Below are 18,052 nucleotides of genomic sequence, written 5' to 3'. Positions count from 1 at the left end.
TCTCTGGACTCGACCAGGTCGCGGAGCTTCGCTCGATCGGTGTCGGCTTGCCCCTGGGTGATGTGTACGACCGGGTCAATTTCACTGCCGAAGTGACGGAATCCAGCGAGGGTGATCGGCGCCCAGGTCCTCGATTCCCTTTGTAATCTGCCGCGGATTGGCGCCGTCGCGGTCCATCACCCAGATGGAAGGAACGTCCCCCGTTGCCGCGCGGCAGAACACGATCTGTTGCCCATCGGGCGATTCACTGGCTCGAAAATCCCAGACCGATTCTTTACCAGGCGTCAGTTCCGTGATCGAACCGTCGTGCGGGTTGAGCTTGCAGATCTGGGTTCCTCCTTGAGCCTGGTCTGGCAGAAAATCCCGGTTGAAGTGGTCCAGATCAGGCTTTCCGATCCGATACTGCCAGGGAACCTTTGCATCGGCCGTCCGACGGGGAAACAGGATCTGCCCGTCACGTGTCCAGGAAGGGACATTCGATCCCCCGCCGCGGACCTTCTCATTTCCATACGTCGCCGCGAACCACATCGACTGCCCGGAGGTCAGCACGCGATGCTCCGAACCATCCGGACGACCAATGCAGACATCCGCCCAGTCATGGCCGGGATCGCTTTGGTAGTGGCAATCGACGTAGAGGACCCAGTCCCCCTGCGGTGACCACTGTGTCCCGAAATAAAGGTGTCCTGCCTGAGCCGCCACGCGGACGCGGTTGCCTCCGTCAACGTCGCTTGTCCAGATCTGGTATCCTTCGGGGCTGGCCAGATGAAAGGCCACTCGTTGCCCGTCAGGGCTCAGGCTGAGCCCGTAAGGCAGCCCCTCACCGGCCTTGGTAAATTCTTTCGGGTCACTCCCATCCAATCGGACGCTGTAGATCTGACCGACCTTATTCTTCACCACCTGAATCAATAATCGGTCGTCCGAGAGCAGTAGCGCGGGCGTGCGGAAGGGGGCCTGTTGATCCTTGGTACAGATTTCCTCAAGGGATTCCGTGATCAAATCATATTGCCACAGGTGCGTCGGAGTCTGAGTGTAGTATTCTTCGAACGGTCGCCCCGGCCCATCCCGGCGCGGCTCCATACTCAGGATGACCACACGCCGCCCATCCCGAAACGTCTCTCCGGGTTGCCAGGTCGCCTGTCCCGGTGCGTCGAAGCGAAGATACGTGAGCGCCGTCCCATCCGAGGTCGCAAGTCCGGTCCGCCCCTGAGAAGTGAAAAAGAAGCGGCTCGCCGCTGTCTTGGACGGTTCCTCGGCACCCCAGGCGAAGTGACGGGAGCCGGTCCCACCGCACATGATCAAGGTCGACCACAGACAGGCGTGCAATGTCAGTCTCATCCGAAGTTGACGCGCTGCCAGACAACGGTTTCGCATGGTGCCCCTCAACTCCTGAAATCAAACGTGGTTCGAGTATCTCGCTTGACCATCTCCAGTCTGCCATCAACGCCATCATTCCGAAATAGCAGGCCTGAGAATCGCCGGTTCCCTGGAAACGCCACCCCAACCGTGCGAAACGAGACCTCTGTCGAGCAGCCCCCTCTAACCACCAAATTCCCTCAAACCGATACCTCCCTCACTCATCGTGCCCACACACACCTTCCCGATCGGGAAAGGGAAAACACCTTCTTACGCGACTTCACCGAATCAAACTTCCGAACAACGCCAAAGAGGCGTACAATCAAACAGATTTCGATGCGTCTGAACTTTCTGGTGGGAGTGGTCATGCGATTTCTGGGCTTGGGTCTTCTGGCCGCGATTGTCGGGATCGGAATGATCAACTCGGCCGTCGCCGACGATGCGGCCGATGCGACGTTTTTTGAAACCAGGGTTCGCCCGCTGCTTCATGCGAAATGCATTGAATGTCACGGTAGCGACAAACCCAAAGCGGGACTCAGCCTGACTTCTCGGGAAGAAATTCTTCAGGGGGGTGAAAGTGGTCCTGCGGCGATCAGCGGGAAACCAGAAGAATCCCTCCTCGTCGACGTCATCGGCTACCGCAACGTGGTCCAGATGCCCCCCAAGTCAAAGTTGCCCGATTCCGATATTCTCATCCTGACGGATTGGATCCGTCGCGGCCTCCCCTGGCCGAATTCCAAGCCAGCCACACCCGCTCCTGCCGCAGCGACCATCACCGAATTCACCGACGAACAAAAAGCATTCTGGGCTTTTCAGCCCGTGCAACGGGTTTCGCCCCCCGCCGTTCAGAATCATGCCTGGGTCCGGTCTCCCATCGATCACTTCCTGTTGGCAGAACGCGAAAGCAAAGGGCTGCCGACATCCCCTGAAGCGAGCAAGCGGACACTGGTTCGCCGTTTAACGATCGATCTGATTGGCCTGCTGCCGACACCGCACGAGGTCGCCGACTTTGTCAGCGACGAATCTCCGGATGCACTGGAAAGACTGGTCGACCGGTTGCTCGCTTCTCCTCACTATGGCGAACGCTGGGGCCGACGCTGGCTGGACGTTGCCCGCTATGCAGACTCCAACGGAATGGATGAGAACCTGGCCTACGCCAACGCCTATCGCTACCGGGACTACGTGGTGAAGTCGATGCGAGAGGACAAGCCATACGATCGGTTCCTGACGGAACAGATCGCCGGGGACCTGCTTCCTTCACCGTATGCGAATTCGACCGAAGCTCATCTCCCCCCCGAGGCCTTCGACGGGTTGATCGCGACCGGCTTTCTGTGCCTGGGTCCGAAGATGCTCGCCGAAGACGACCCGGTCAAAATGCAGATGGACATCATCGACGAACAGGTCGATACCATCGCCCGGGCGGTGATGGGGCTGACAATGGGGTGTGCACGCTGTCACGACCACAAATTCGATCCTCTCTCCACCGAAGACTATTACGGTCTGGCGGGTGTCTTTAAGAGCACGCAGACGATGGACACCTTCACCGTCGTGGCCCGCTGGCACGAACGTCCCATGGCGTCACCCCTCGAACTGCAGCAGCGGGATTCGCTGGAACAACTCGCCAAAGTCCAGAAGGAGACGGTCGAGAAACTTGTGCGTGATTCGACAGCAGCGGCCATTGAATCCGCGAGAAAACAGTCGGGCTCGTATCTGCTCGCCGCCACCCGTGAAACGCAGCTTGCAGAGTTACTGAGCACCGCCAAGCCACGGGGAGTCGAACCGCACCCGCAACAAATTCCCGGTGCAATTTTCCGCGAAGCAGAAGATTTCGATCGCGGTAATGTGATCAAGGATAAAGAGACCTACGGCAAAGAGATTGGGGTCCTGGTCAACCGGGGAGAGACTCCGAATTTCGTCGAATACGACATCAACGTCGAAACCGCAGGGACTTACCAGTTCGAGTTGCGTTACGCCGCGGTCACTGAGCGTACCGTAAAGACGTATGTCAATCAGCGACTCGTCAAGAAGAATGCGGCATCGAAGGTGACCGGGTCGTGGACCCCGGACAGTCAGACCTGGTTCGTGGAATGCTATGTCACCCTGAACGCCGGCAAGAACCTGATCCGGTTAGAACAGCCCAATTTCTTCCCTCACATCGACAAGCTGCTGCTGACCCCAGTCGCACCGGAACAACTCAAATCCCCCGCATTTTTACCCGACGTCAGCGAAGGGGGACGTGAGACATTCGAGCCCCTGGGGACGTTGACGCAACAATGGGCTGAGGCGATCAGAGTCGCAAAGGCTGATCCCCAGTCGATCCTGACCGCATGGAACCAGTTTGTCACAACGGGCCAGCTCACCGTCGACCCCTCCGCCCCCGAAAATGGGATCGCCCGACTGCTGGGCGAGAGCCAGCCAACGTCGCTGGCTGACCTCGCACAGCGTTATGACCAGCTCTTCGAGGCAACTCGAGCGGCATGGATCGACCTCCAGAAAAGGGAGACTGCGACAGAATCGAAGTCACTTGAGGACCCGGTCCTGAATGCCGCCCATCAGTTGCTGACAAACCCGGAAGGCCCCTTCCGCACTCCGCCCGACATCGAAGCCGCATTCTCCGCGGAAACGCAGGAGAAACTGAAGATGGAGCGAGCCGAACTGGCAGGCCGTGAGGCTGCCATCCCCAAGTTCCCCGAGGTGATGGCCGTTGTCGACAGTACTCCCGAAAATCTGAAAATCCATCTTCGCGGCAGCCATTTGACTCTGGGCCGCCAGGTGCCGCGCCAACTTCCCAAAATTCTGACCGACTCCATGGCGCGACTGGGAATTGCCACGCACGAACTGCAGGAAGGGAGTGGGCGGCTGGAACTCGCGCAGTGGTTGACCAGTCCACAGCATCCGCTCACGTCGCGCGTGATGACCAACCGGATCTGGCAATGGCACTTCGGACAGGGACTCGTCCGATCCCCCGACAACTTCGGCCGTCTCGGTGAACGGCCGAGTCACCCCGAACTGCTGGATTGGCTGGCGAGCGAGTTTTCCGGCGCATATCCGTCAGGGCAGGACAGTCCACGCAACTGGAGTCTGAAAGCCTTTCACCGGGCGTTAACCGCCACATCGACCTATCGACAGAACACCGACTATGATGCGGCCGCGGCGCTGGCTGATCCTGATAATAAGCTGCTGTGGCGTTTTCATCGCCAGAGGATGGATGTCGAGGTCTTGCGGGATTCCCTGCTCGCCCTCAGCGGCCAACTGGATGAAAGACAGGGTGGTACTCTGCTGACGACGCCTAACCGCAACTACGTCACCAGTACCGCTAACGTGAATCCGGCGCTCTACAACAGCAATCGTCGTTCGATCTACCTGCCCGTCGTCAGGTCCGCTCTGTACGAAGTTTTTACAGCGTTTGACTTTGCAGACCCCAGCACGTTGGCAGGCCAGCGGGATCAGACGACCGTCGCACCACAGGCACTCTTTATGATGAACAGTGCGTTCGTGCTCGATCAGGTTCAACCTCTCGCACAGCAACTGCTCGCGCATAGTGAACTTGATCATGCCGCGCGCACGAAAGAGTTGTATCAGCGGGCTTATGGACGCGATCCGTCCGAAACCGAAGTCACTCGTGCCGCCAGTTACCTGCAGCGATTGCGGGCTTCGCTGGCGGAGGCAGGGGTCTCCGAGAGTGAGACCGAAACGCGGGCGTGGGTCAGTCTCTGCCGCGCCGTCCTGTCGGCCAACGAATTCGTCTACGTGGAGTAATCGGAACCAATGCCTCAAAAACCCTGCTACTCGTTTACGCCTGTGTTCAATCGTCGTGATCTGCTCAAGATGAGCGCGGCGGGCTTTGGCAGTCTGGCATTGGCCGGCCTGACTTCGGAGGAAGTCCGTGCCGACGCAGCCCGGTCCAAAGTCAGTCCGCTGGCCGCCAAACCGGCTCAGTTCGAGCCCAAGGCAAAGCGGGTCATTTTCCTGTTCATGCACGGAGGACCTTCCCAGGTCGATACGTTCGACTACAAACCGCTGCTCGAACGGGATCACGGCAAGCCGCTGCCGTTCTCCAAGCCACGCGTCTTTTCGGCACCCACGGGAAACCTGCTGAAATCTCCCTTTCAGTTTAAACAGTATGGCGAGAGCGGGGCCTGGGTCAGCGACATTTTTCCGCATGTCGCCAAACAGGTCGACGATCTGTGCATTATTAACGGAATGCACGGTTCCAACTCCCGGCATGGGGGTGCTCTGCTGGAACTGCATACCGGCAGCGACACCTTTGTCCGCCCCAGTATGGGATCGTGGATCACGTATGGACTGGGAACCGAGAACCAGGACCTGCCGGGCTTCATCACGATGTGTCCCACGCTGACGCACGGAGGGGTGAACGCCTACAGTTCGGCCTTCCTGCCGGCAATCTACTCAGGGACTCCGCTGGGAAACGCGAGCATCCCCTCTGACCAGGCCAAGATTCCGTTCATTGAAAACGCGGAGAAGCAATCCCGCCACCTGCAACGAATGGAACTCGATCTCTTGCGAGAAATGAACTCCGATCAACTCGCCCTGACCGGGCCGGACAACGTGCTGGAAAGCCGGATTGAGTCCTTTGAACTCGCTTTCCGCATGCAGTCGGCGGCCCCGGAACTTCAGGACATCGGTGACGAGACCGAAGCGACGCAAAAGCTTTACGGTCTTGATCAACCGGCGACCCGTAACTTTGGCCGGCAGTGCCTGATGGCCCGCCGGTTCATCGAACGAGGGGTCCGGTTTGTGCAATGCACCCATAGCTACAAGTGGGACCAGCACGGCAATCTCAAGGCAGATCACTCCAAGAACGCGATGGAGGTTGACCAGCCGATCGCGGCTCTGCTGATCGATCTGAAAGCGCGCGGCCTGCTGGAGGATACCCTGATTCTGTGGGGCGGCGAGTTTGGTCGGACACCGGTCGCCCAGGGGGACGACGGTCGTGACCACAACCCGCAGGGTTACACGATGTGGCTGGCGGGTGCCGGAGTCAAACCGGGGATCCGTTACGGCAAAACCGATGACTACGGATACTATGCGGTCGAAGACAAAGTCCACCTGCACGACCTGCACGCGACGATGCTGCACCTGCTGGGTCTTGACCATCTGAAGCTGACCTACAAATACGCAGGTCGGGATTTCCGGCTGACCGACGTGCATGGTGAGATCATTCACGACATCCTTGCGTGACGGCTTTCGATTATCCGACAACGCCGCTCCTGCTCGATGACCTACAAATCGAGCCGGGTGGTGCGTTGACGCGTTTCAGGATCGGTTTCCAGAGGAGGGCCGACCTGAACGAAGGATCGCAAGGGGGGATCGGCGTGCTGCACAGAGATTCCCGCTACGCGTACGATTCCGCTCTGTTCACGGAATGTTAAGATAGTTGCTCCTGACTGCATGCGTGACAGCTTTCTCTGGAATGACCTTACTTCATTCCGTGAGTGGCAGCGCGGCTCGGGAGGGATCCCCTTTTATTTCGGAATGGAGTCGGAAGCATGAAAAGTGTCTGGAAGCTTTATCTTCTCTCGGCGATCGTCCTGGCCACCGCATTCGCAGCGGAAAAAGATCCGGCCGTCGAGCCGTTTCAGGGTCGCTGGGAAGTGATCGAGCTGATCGAGAATGGACATGTGATCCCTCATCATTCCATCCGGGAATGGCTTCCCTCCGGTGGCAAGATCGAGATCATCGACAACGCCATTACTTACACCAGCAGTCACGACGGAAAGAAGCATGCACGCGTCTTCGCCGTCGATGGAACACAAAATCCCAAAGGTTTCGATCTTGTCAGCCGTGACAGAAAGGAAGCATCTGGGATCGTCAAATTCGAAGATGGCAATCTGGTCGTCTGCATTTCCGACCCCGAAGACGGACCGCGTCCGAGTGACTTTTCGGCCAAGATTGATTCGAAACGGATGTTGATGACGCTACGGCGAATCCCCGACGCCAACTCGAAAGAAATCCACGAAGAGTCTCCCACGACCCCATCGACGACACTCAAGGCAGGTCAGGTACTCACCGACGCCGAAGTTTCCAAGATGCTCCCCGGCACGTGGCGGTTCCAGGATGAAGCGGGCGTTCTGGTGATCAAAATGACGAGCGATGGCAAATGGTCATCGACACGCGAGGTCCAACAGCTTCGCGTGTTCCGACGAGTCTTCGTCGAGACCCCCATCTCCAGCGGGCACTGGTCCGTTAAGAACGGGACACTCAACTTCCACTGCACCGCTTCGATTCACGTCAGCCGCATCAATCAGACGCTTCCCTTCACGATCCGATCCATCTCCGAAAAAGACCTGATCTTTGTCGACTACATGGGTCGCGTCGGCAAAGCCGTCAAGGCTCTCTGACACAAATCCAGCGCAAAGCCACGTACCGGCCCCGCGAACGTGGGGCCGCTGGCCGGAGCGAGCCTTGAGTCTCGACCGACCAGCTTCGCACGCGCTGATTTCGGATGCTCGCAAAAGAAACAACTCCCGCGCATCTCACTAGCATCAGGGGTCCGGGAAACTAGTCAGTTAGTTCCCCCTTACCCCCGTCAGACGGCACCATTTCCTTAATCTTCCTTAGGAATCACGATCTCGCACGAATGCCGTCTGGCAGATCGCCGATCCTTGCAGTACTTTGTCTTTAGAGCGTCGATCAGTCGGGCTCCCGTCAAGCGCGGGCTGAGGACCGGCGCTTCACCGGGCCGGTAGAATAGTTGCACCTGTTACGAGACCCCACCGCAAGGCTGTGCGAGAGAACTCAATCATGGAACAGCCGACGTGATACTTTTCGCGACCAGCCGATGTTAGTCCGCTGGTCTCCGAAACAGCCACACCGGGCTTATACGTGAATGTTGTCTCCGCAGAGCATCCCATCGTCCGTGGACGAAGCGAACTATGACACTGCAACCCACCTCCATTGAGCGCACCACGATCGCCTTAGCACTCGTCTTCGTCGCTATGGCGCAGGTCATGCTTTCTGCCGTGGCGCCAAGAAGCTGTGCCTCGTTCTCGCCTCTGGGACTGTCCCCTGTATCCATCAGTTGCCGCGCCGACTCAACCACCCATCGGGATTCCATCCCCTTGCCAGGGGAAGCGGCGCCGGTCACACCCACTGACGATATTGATCTTGAAGAGGGCAACTCTCACGTCATCGATCGCTCAGTGACTCTCCTGCTTCTCTCGCCCATTGAGTCACTCCGTGCAACGGATGCGCTGACTTACCCTTCCGATCTGGCATGGTTCCGAGACCACGCCGAACTCACCTACGGCTAGTCACCCTCTCCCGCCAGCCTGAAATTTCCAAACGGATGGAGCACCTCTTGTGCGAGGTCCCCTCACGGACTGGGTCGTACAACGTACCGTGCAGTACTCCAAGGTCTACTCTCGACGGTGTCGCTCATGCTTTGCTGAGCCAGCGAGTACTCTCGCGATGAGAGTCATCCGAGACAGGTCTGCACCGAGTCAGTCACTCATGTGGGCTGAGGTGCTAAGTCATGGCATTACATTCGCATTGCGATTTCTCGCAATCCCCCTTGAATTACTTTCGCCTTCAAAATTACAGGAACGATAACCACTATGAACATTCTTCACTTCGTCAGGAACCGCCCTATTATCACGCTGCTGCTCGCCGCTGGAATCCTGGTTGCCGGTGGGATGGGACTGTCGGCGTCCGGTGTAGAACTGAAGTCTGTCGTCGACACGGCAAGCCTGCATGCGCTGAGCGAACGCGTTGAGTCACTCTTCCAGAAGCACGAGGAAGAGCATCACGAGGAAACGCACCGAATCGTCGCCACGACCCCTCAATCGACGAGTGTCACGATCACCCAGCAGTACGTCTGCCAGATTCACTCACAGCGTCACATCCAGGTCCGAGCACTTGAACGAGGCTATCTGGAGGCGATTCCTGTGAAGGAAGGTCAGACCGTGAAGGCGGGAGACCTGATGTTCACGGTAATGCCGGTTCTGTATCAGGCCCGACTGGAAGCTGAACTGGCGGAAGCACATCTGGCACAACTGGAGTACAACTTCAGCAAGAAACTGTTCGAAGACAAGGTCGTTTCGCAAAATGAAGTCGCCCTGAATCTTGCGAAAGTCAAAAAGACCGAAGCCAAGGTGAAACAAGCGCAGGCGGAACTCAACTTTGCGACGGTGAAGGCCCCCTTTGACGGAATCGTGGATCGGTTACAGCACCAGCAGGGAAGTCTTGTCGAAGAGGGAGAATGTCTGACGACGTTGTCGGACAACAGCGTGATGTGGGTGTACTTCAACGTTCCCGAAGCCCGCTACCTGGAATACATGGCCGAGCTGCGACAGAACCAGGACGATTTGCAGGTCGAGCTGGTTCTGGCTGACGGCAGCAAGTTTCCTCAAGTAGGCCGAATCGGCGCCATTGAGGCCGACTTCAATAACCAGACGGGAAATATTCCGTTTCGAGCCGACTTCCCGAATCCAGATCGCCTGCTAAGACATGGCCAGACGGGCAATATTTTGATCCACCGCGTTGTGACGGATGCGATCGTCATACCGCAGCGGGCCACCTTCGAAATCCTGAACAAGCGGTATGTCTTTGTGGTCGATCAGGACGATGTGGCTCACCAGCGTGAAATCGCCATCGAGAATGAACTCGAAGATATCTTCGTCCTGAAGAAAGGGCTGAACGTCGACGAGAAAATCGTGCTCGAAGGGGTACGTCAGGTCCGCGATGGTGACAAGGTCGAATACGACGCGCTGCACTCTGACCAGGTCGTCGCCAATCTGAAGTATCACGCAGAGTGACCAGAATCGCGATCTTGCTCCATTCGGACACTGCGTATCAGTTGAAAGACAAGGGGCCGTTCCCGGGCCGATCATCGACGGCCCGGGTGGGGATCGGTCGATCGTCCTGTGCCCCCGCCTCGCTTGCCACCTGCTCGTTTTCAGACAGGCTCAGGTCCTCCGCACATGACATGCGAGTGAGCGGGACCGAAAGCAGGCAGACCCGTATCGGCGAGCTTTGCGACTTCGTAACTAATACGCTGTATCTATGGAACAACTTGCGACGTGGATTGCGTTTTTCTGCTCACTGCTCTCAAGAATCATCAGCCCATCCAACCGGAAGCGCGTTGAATCATGTTCTCACAGTTCCTCCGCCGACCTGCCCTTGCGATTGTGATCTCGATCATCATTCTGTTCCTGGGAGGACTGTCGATCTCGACCCTTCCGATCTCGCAGTTTCCGTCGGTGGCTCCCCCCAGCGTGGTCGTCACGGTCGCCTATCCGGGGGCCAGTGCGGCCGTGCTGGTCGATTCGGTGCTGGTGATTCTGGAACAGGCTATCAATGGTGTGCCGGACATGCGGTACATGGCTTCCGCCGCAACGAGTGCCGGTGAAGCGACGATTCAGATCGTGTTCGAACCCGGCACCGACCCGAACGTCGCTGTGCTGAATGTGCAGAATCGCATTCAGACCGTCAAAAACCGGCTCCCTCCGCTCGTCGAGCGTGAAGGGATCATCGTCATGCAGGCCATGACTAGTATGTTGATGTATGTCAACATTTACAGCACCGATCCCGGGCATGACCAGAACTTCCTGTACAACTATGCGTTCGTCAATCTCCTGCCGGAAATCAAACGTGTCCGCGGTATCGGCAGCGCGACCATTCTCGGCAGCCGCCAGTACTCGATGCGAGTCTGGCTGAACCTTGATCGGATGCGTGCCTACAATCTATCGGCCGATGATGTCATGAAGTCTCTGGCCGACCAGAGCATGATTGGTTCACCGGGTCGACTGGGGCAGGCAACGGGCAAGACATCGCAAACCGTCGAGTACGTTCTGACGTGGGTCGGCCGCTATAACAAGACGGAGCAGTATGAAAACATTATCCTGCGAGCGAATCCCGACGGTGAGGTTCTGCGACTGAAGGATATCGCCGAAGTTGAGCTGGGGCCGTCTTACTACAATATCTATTCGGATATCGACGGAAGACCTTCCGCAGCCATCGTTCTCAAACAGCTTCCCGGCACGAATGCCACGACGGTCATCGAAGAGGTCAAAAAACAACTCGAAGAGATCCAGGAGAAATCGTTTCCACCCGGCATGAAGTTCGAAGTCAGTTACGACGTGTCCAGCTTTCTAGAAGCGTCGATCGAACAGGTGCTGCACACGCTTTTAGAAGCCTTCGTCCTCGTCTCGCTGGTGGTGTTCCTGTTCCTGGGGGACTGGCGATCGACACTCATTCCCACGATCGCAGTTCCCGTTTCATTGATTGGGACGTTCTTCTTTCTGCAGATCTTCGGCCTGTCGATCAATCTCATCACGCTGTTTGCCCTGGTGCTGGCGATCGGCGTGGTGGTCGATGACGCCATCGTGGTGGTCGAAGCCGTTCATGCCAAGATGCATGAAAAGCATCTCTCCCCTTATCTGGCGACAAAAGAAGTGGTCAACGAGATTAGTGGTGCCATCATTGCCATTACCTTCGTGATGACCGCCGTCTTCGTTCCCGTGACGTTTATGACAGGCCCGGTGGGAACCTTTTACCGGCAGTTCGGCATCACCATGGCGACCTCAATTGTCCTGTCGGGCGTGGTCGCGCTGACTCTCACCCCCGTGCTGTGTGCGATGATTCTTAAACCTCACACCGGGGCTCCCAAGCGGCGCGGACCGCTGGGAATCCTGCTGCATCTGTTTGATCGCGGTGTCGAAAAAGTAACGGGAGGCTATGCCGCCTTCCTTCGTCCGATCGTGACCCGCCGGTTGCTCACATTAGGGGTGGTCGGGGGATTTGCGGTGGCCATTTATCTGGTCAATCGCCAGCTTCCCGCCGGCTTCATCCCTCTGGAAGACCAGGGGATGATCTACGGCATCCTGCAGACGCCCCCCGGTTCGACAATTGAATACACCAACGCTAAAGCCCACGAACTACTCGAGATCGCGAAGAAGATCGACGGCGTCAACTCTGTATCCTCACTGGCAGGTTATGAAGTGCTGACGGAAGGCCGTGGATCCAATGCAGGGACCTGTCTGATCAATTTGAAAAGCTGGTCACAACGGAAGCTCTCTTCCAAAGAGATCATTCGCGAACTGGAACGGGAATGTAAGCAGATTTCTAACGTGAATCTGGAATTCTTCGAGCCACCCGCCGTCCCCGGGTTCGGAGCGGCCGGTGGTTTCTCGGTTCGCGTGCTGGACATGACGAACTCAAATAACTACCAGGAATTGGGAGAGGTGAATGAGAAGTTCATGACAGCCCTCAAGGCACGAAAAGAGGTGAAAGGGATCTTCACCTTCTTCGCCAGCAACTATCCCCAGTATGAAGTGGTGATCAACAACGACGTCGCGATGCAGAAAGGTGTCTCCATCGCCAAAGCCATGGATAATCTCTCGATTGTCGTGGGGAGTACCTGGGAACAGGGCTTCATTCTGTTTGGACAGTTCTACAAAGTCTTCGTGCAATCGATGCCCGAATTCCGGCGATACCCTGAAGATCTGGAGAATATGTTCGTCAAGAACGACCAGGGTGAGATGGTTCCGTACTCGGCCTTCATGACCATTAAGAAGCAGCAGGGCCTTAATGAAATCAACCGTTACAACCTCTATCCGTCAGCCGCCATTCAGGGAGCCCCCGCGCCAGGTTACAGTAGTGGTGAAGCCATCCAGGCGATTCAGGAGGTCGCTGCCCAAACCTTGCCTCGTGGCTATTCCATTGGCTGGGAAGGCCTCTCTTATGACGAGGCTCGCAAGGGGAATCTGGCGATCTATATTTTCCTGATCGTCGTGATCTTCGTGTACCTGGTTCTGGTGGGTCAGTATGAAAGCTTCATCCTGCCCCTCTCGGTAATCCTCTCGCTCCCCGTCGGAATCTTCGGGTCCTTCGCGTTGCTGCAGTACATGGGACTCGCCAACGACGTCTACGCTCAGATCGGTCTGGTCATGCTCGTCGGATTGCTGGGTAAGAACGCAATTCTGATCGTTGAGTTTGCCGTCCAGCGACACCATGAAGGCGTCAGCCTGAAAGAAGCGGCCATCGAAGGGGGGAAACTGCGTTTCCGCCCGATTCTGATGACATCCTTCGCGTTTATTGCGGGATTGATTCCACTGGTTCGCGCCACAGGTCCCGGCGCAATCGGCAACCGCACGATCGGCACGACGGCGGTAGGTGGGATGCTGGTCGGCACGATCATCGGTGTGCTGGTCATCCCAGGATTGTATTACCTGTTCGGTCAGATCACCGACAACAGCGGCAAGTTCATTCAGGACGAAGTGGATCACCCACTGACTGAGTCCGTGGAGTCACACGCCTCCTGACTCCGCAGTCGCGGTCCCCGATCGTCTCCGCATTTCCGGGGATCATGCTGATGAGAAAGCAGGCTTCCAACATCCCCTTGATTTCCGAAGCAGAACTTGTGAATTCGCATGAACCAGGAACAGGCAATTCGTGAACTGGAAGAGCGTTATCGCGAAGTTCGCCATTCATTGAATGAGCGACAGCGGCGGCTGTGGGCAGCCAATGAAGCTCTTCAGCGCGGCTGGGGTGGAATTTCCCTGGTGAGTAAAGTGCTGCGGATTTCCCCGAATACGATCAAACGGGGGATCGCCGAAATCCAGTCGGAAGCCATAGAAACGCCGTCGGAATCAGGTACTCGAATCCGGAAGCCCGGGGGAGGACGGAAGGCTCAGCAGTCCGCCGCGAACCGACTCACACCACCTGATACTCTCGCAGACGTTCGCGGAAACACGACTAATCAAGTTCCCACCTCTTCCAGTTCCGGAACTCGGAAGCAGGGGAGCCCTGGGAACTCCATCGACTGTTCGACCCGCAATGAATCTATTGGGGACGAGCCTTAGACTGGAGATCGATCGTCGAGGTGGTAGTGGCAAGCCCCCCTCGATGGGCATCGAATCTGAACCAAAGGCGCCCTACTGCGAGCGTCGTACTGCCAGCAATTACATTAAGGTTGAAGCCAAAGAACGGCAAACCTGCCTGCGGTGAGCTTTAGCGACACCCCAGTCGATGAACCTACGCTGAGCCTCGTCATAGTCGCCCCACCATCTTATTACATCTCCGTAACAATCAACCCTAGCCGCCCCGATTTCCATTAGCGGAAGGCCAACGCGACGATCAGCAACGATCGAACGTGCCGGGAGTTACTCCGTACTTAAGCCCCTGTAATCCCCGCGAAAGTGGTCGCCATCAACTTATTAATTTAGCTCGTTTTTTCCTCTCTTTGGCTTCTGCCGGTAATTCCGCCCGTCGATGAATTAATCAAGTTTCTCAATGTAATACTGAAAAGCGTCTTCGAGGATCGGACTGGCAGTTTCCGCCACAGTTGGAAACGACCACTCCGGAAAATTTTGCGACCGCAGGCTGAAGTTCATTTTGACAGAGTCGTCAGGCTGCACCACCCCTTCTCGCATTCTCCCGATAGCGGACGCGAAAGGGTCAGATTTAAGGCAACGTAGCGCTCAGTCACATGGTTCCCACTCAAGAGACCATCGCGCCGAGAACGGGCAAGACAGATCGACCGAGACGCGGCAACCCGATGGAATCTCACAGAGCATCAATTCATCAAGGATGAGATGGATGAGTCATTTTCTGAACGGCCACGACAGAAAGAGGCGACAACCCAACACGGTTCTCGCCTGGCTCTGCATCGTTCTCGTGGTCCTCCCTTCGTGTCGCATCCCCTGCCTGCGCGAGGCGGAACCGGGTCCTGACTTGCCAGACACCTTCAATGGACGCATCAGTGCCGAGAACTCGTCTCAAGTCTCGATCCCCGAATTCTTCAACGATCCCGTTCTGACCTGTCTGATTGAAGAGGCACTCGTCGGGAACCAGCAACTGAAAATCCTGGCCGAAGACATTCAGATTGCCAACAACGAGATTCTCGCACGGAAAGGGGCCTATTTCCCCTTCTTTAACATCGGTGCGGGAGCGGGGGTGATGAAGCCCAGCGTTTACACACCCCAAGGGGCCGTCGAAGATCAGTTGCAGTATCTTCCCGGTCAACACTTTCCTCGACCACTTCCCAACTTCCTGATCGCGACCGATCTCACGTGGCAGGTCGATATCTGGCGTCAATTGCGTAATGCCCGTGATGCCGCCGCCCTGCGTTATCTCGGCACGGCAGAAGGGCGAAACTACGTCGTCACTCGACTGGTCGCCGATGTGGCCGAAAACTACTACACCCTGATGGCCCTGGACAAGAAGCTGGAAAACCTCGACAGCATTATTCAGCTGCAGGAGAAAAGTCTCGATATCGCCAAGGCACTGAAGGAAGCGGCTCGCGTTACCGAGTTGCCCGTTCAGCGATTTATCGCCGAACTCCGCAAGAACCACAGCGAAAAGCTGATCATTCAGCAGGAAATCATCGAAGCCGAGAATCGGATCAACTTCGCTCTGGGACGATACCCGATGCCGGTGGAACGGCATTCGGATCGATTCATCGAGCTGCACATGTCGCCGCTGAATGTCGGGGTACCGGTGCAGTTACTTTCAAACCGGCCCGATATCCGGCAGGCGGAACGCGACCTCGCGGCGGCGGGGCTGGATGTGAAAGTCGCTCGAGCCCGATTCTATCCGACACTTAACATCACGGGCACAGTCGGATTCGAAGCCTTCAATCCGAAATACCTGTTCTTCACACCCGAGTCGATCGTCGGCGGCGTCGCCGGCAGCCTGGTCGCGCCATTGATCAACCGGGCCGCGATCAAGGCGGATTACATGAGCGCCAATGCACGGCAAATCCAGGCGCTGGTCAATTATCAGCGAACGACGCTGGACGCCTTCACGGAAGTCATCAATCGCGTCTCTAAAGTCGAAAACTACGGCAAGAGCATTGAAATCAAGAAGCAGCAATTGGAAGCTCTCGAAGAGTCCGTCGATGTCGCCGGACGCCTCTTCCAGAATGCCCGGACCGAGTATCTGGACGTCCTGTACGCACAGCGTGACCTGATGGACGCCCGCATGGTCCTGATCGAAACAAAACGGCAGCAAGTCTCAGCCGTGGTCAGTACCTATCAGGCCTTGGGCGGAGGAGGGGGTGGGCTGCCACCGGTCTTCGACTTTGCCCCGGTCGCCGTGCCGCCGTCGCTGATCGAACTCGATCCTGAAGACGAATCCATCGTTCCCCCCGAACCCCTGCCGGACGATGCGAAAGCGGGGGATTAAGTCGAGATCGCGTGCGAAACCACCGTGGTGAGCAGGTCGCGTGTCGTTCAGCGATGGGTTTCTCTGGGGGGAATCTCGACCGGAAACACGGCCCGTGTCCGCTTCTGATAGGGGAGTTGCCTGAAGTCGTGGGTGTGAATTGCCTTGGTATCCACGTTGAAAATGGATCCCGCAAATTTTCCGAAACTGGCCCGAAAATGTGCGGCTGATTTGACCGCGATGTACTTCATCGACGGACAATCAATTCCGAGAGACTTGGCAAAGGCGGGCCCCAGTGGCTGCTCATGCGCTGAAACGACCACGACAGAGACACCATCCTGCTGGAGCCAGGCCGAGCATCCCATGTTGCCGGTCAGCCCGGCATACATCGGACCATCATACGTAAAGTCCCCCGTCGAAACGGCCTTCACTGTGGCTGTCATTCTCACCGGGGGGCCTTGCAGCGGATCGGATTTTCCTCCGACATCCACGGTCATGACAGCCCCCACGCCAGCTACATGTGCCTGTTGTGCAACCTCGGGATCGACGATGTAGAGAATCAACGCGTCGGTCAGTTTGCGTTCCAGGAACGTGATCAGGACTTCCGTCGCATCACCCGGAGATCCCCCCCCTGTATTGTCCGCATGGTCGGCCAGGACAATCGGGTAACGACCAATCTGTTCCCCTTCCGCGATGGCGTCACCCACCGATTTCATCGGGTGATACCAGCGTTCCCGGTGCTCCCAGATCCATGTCCCCAGTTCATCCGCCACGGCTTTCGCCAGTGCCGGATCACCATCGGTCACCGCAATCACGCTTGCCCCGACATCCGGAACATCCGACCACGGAAAGCCGGTCGCGAGTGTCACGGCCAGAACGCCTTTGCGACGTTCCAGTTCGTGCACCCGCTCCATGACGTCCGTCATGGGAGGAAGAGCTGTGATCTGCGTCGGTGTGTTCCAGAAGAGCGGTAATTGGTGGAGACTCATCGTCGGACTAATCTCTTTCCGAATCGTTCTCACCACGAGGTCTGCCATTTCGCGGCCCCGTTCCGCCATATCCACGTGCGGAAAGGTGTCGAAGCCGACGATCGCTGTCGCTGCCGCAACGCGACGAGGGGTATGGTTCGAATGAAGATCGAAAGTGACGCCGATCGGTCGTTCGTTACCAACGGCGCGACGAACCGCTTCAATGAAGTCGCCATCACCGTCATCGATTCCCTCGACAACCATCGCTCCGTGCAGATCGAGCAACACCCCGTCTACCGGGCCCCCTTCCATTTCGGCTGCACGCAGTCGATCGAGGAATTCCTGCTTGAGCGCCTCGTAGTCCTCGCGGACGATCAGTCCACTGGGATAGGCGAAGCCCCAGAGCAGCGGCACGATCTCAAAGCCATGAGTTTCGGCCGCCTCGATAAATCCCCCCGTGCAGATATTCGAACCCGTGAATCGCTGAATGACTTCGGGACCGCGAAAAAGCCCGAATCCCTCTGCAAAGTCGGCGATGCGGGTGGGAACTTTTGCGAACGAACTGGTTTCATGAGAAATTCCACCGACGGCAATTCGCATGGGAG

10 protein-coding genes are annotated in these 18,052 nt (G+C 57.1%); 8 read left to right on the top strand and 2 right to left on the bottom strand.

Annotated features, from left to right (window positions below):
* Positions 1 to 81 precede the first annotated feature (81 nt).
* Positions 82 to 1,371 carry a serine/threonine protein kinase gene (locus tag VGE80_RS05850; protein WP_373650234.1) on the bottom strand — a complete coding sequence of 430 codons (1,290 nt, stop codon included), beginning with the start codon at positions 1,369 to 1,371 and terminating at the stop codon, positions 82 to 84.
* Positions 1,372 to 1,689: 318 nt separating this feature from the next.
* Here VGE80_RS05850 and VGE80_RS05845 point away from each other — a divergent pair, with 318 nt between their 5' ends.
* The 8 genes from VGE80_RS05845 to VGE80_RS05810 all read left to right on the top strand — a co-directional run bounded on the left by VGE80_RS05845 (position 1,690) and on the right by VGE80_RS05810 (position 16,500).
* Positions 1,690 to 5,112 (top strand): DUF1553 domain-containing protein, encoded by a 3,423-nt coding sequence (locus VGE80_RS05845; RefSeq protein ID WP_373650233.1) that lies wholly within the window; start codon positions 1,690 to 1,692, stop codon positions 5,110 to 5,112.
* A 9-nt stretch (positions 5,113 to 5,121) separates the two neighbouring features.
* A complete protein-coding gene (locus tag VGE80_RS05840) occupies positions 5,122 to 6,555 on the top strand; it encodes a DUF1501 domain-containing protein (RefSeq protein ID WP_373650232.1) in 1,434 nt (477 codons plus the stop codon).
* Between the two features lie 308 nt (positions 6,556 to 6,863).
* On the top strand, positions 6,864 to 7,715 hold the full coding sequence (locus VGE80_RS05835; RefSeq protein ID WP_440591997.1) for a TIGR03067 domain-containing protein: 852 nt from the start codon (positions 6,864 to 6,866) through the stop codon (positions 7,713 to 7,715).
* A 534-nt stretch (positions 7,716 to 8,249) separates the two neighbouring features.
* Positions 8,250 to 8,627, top strand: a complete 378-nt coding sequence (locus VGE80_RS05830; protein ID WP_440591996.1) for a hypothetical protein — start codon at positions 8,250 to 8,252, stop codon at positions 8,625 to 8,627.
* 303 nt (positions 8,628 to 8,930) lie between these two features.
* On the top strand, positions 8,931 to 10,130 hold the full coding sequence (locus tag VGE80_RS05825; RefSeq protein ID WP_397571555.1) for an efflux RND transporter periplasmic adaptor subunit: 1,200 nt from the start codon (positions 8,931 to 8,933) through the stop codon (positions 10,128 to 10,130).
* A 333-nt stretch (positions 10,131 to 10,463) separates the two neighbouring features.
* Positions 10,464 to 13,637, top strand: a complete 3,174-nt coding sequence (locus VGE80_RS05820) for an efflux RND transporter permease subunit (protein WP_440591995.1) — start codon at positions 10,464 to 10,466, stop codon at positions 13,635 to 13,637.
* Positions 13,638 to 13,745: 108 nt separating this feature from the next.
* On the top strand, positions 13,746 to 14,177 hold the full coding sequence (locus tag VGE80_RS05815) for a hypothetical protein (protein ID WP_440591994.1): 432 nt from the start codon (positions 13,746 to 13,748) through the stop codon (positions 14,175 to 14,177).
* A 736-nt stretch (positions 14,178 to 14,913) separates the two neighbouring features.
* Positions 14,914 to 16,500, top strand: coding sequence for a TolC family protein (locus tag VGE80_RS05810; protein ID WP_440591993.1), 1,587 nt, complete (start codon positions 14,914 to 14,916; stop codon positions 16,498 to 16,500).
* Positions 16,501 to 16,547: 47 nt separating this feature from the next.
* On the opposite strand, the gene VGE80_RS05805 is transcribed toward VGE80_RS05810, so the two are convergent.
* Positions 16,548 to 18,052: M81 family metallopeptidase (locus tag VGE80_RS05805; RefSeq protein WP_440591992.1), on the bottom strand; the 1,505-nt coding region annotated here is incomplete at its 5' end.

The organism is Schlesneria sp. (assembly GCF_036405755.1).
GTDB lineage: Bacteria > Planctomycetota > Planctomycetia > Planctomycetales > Planctomycetaceae > Schlesneria > Schlesneria sphaerica.
The sequence above is the reverse complement of the archived record's forward strand: the minus strand, read 5'-3'. Positions and strand labels throughout refer to the sequence as shown.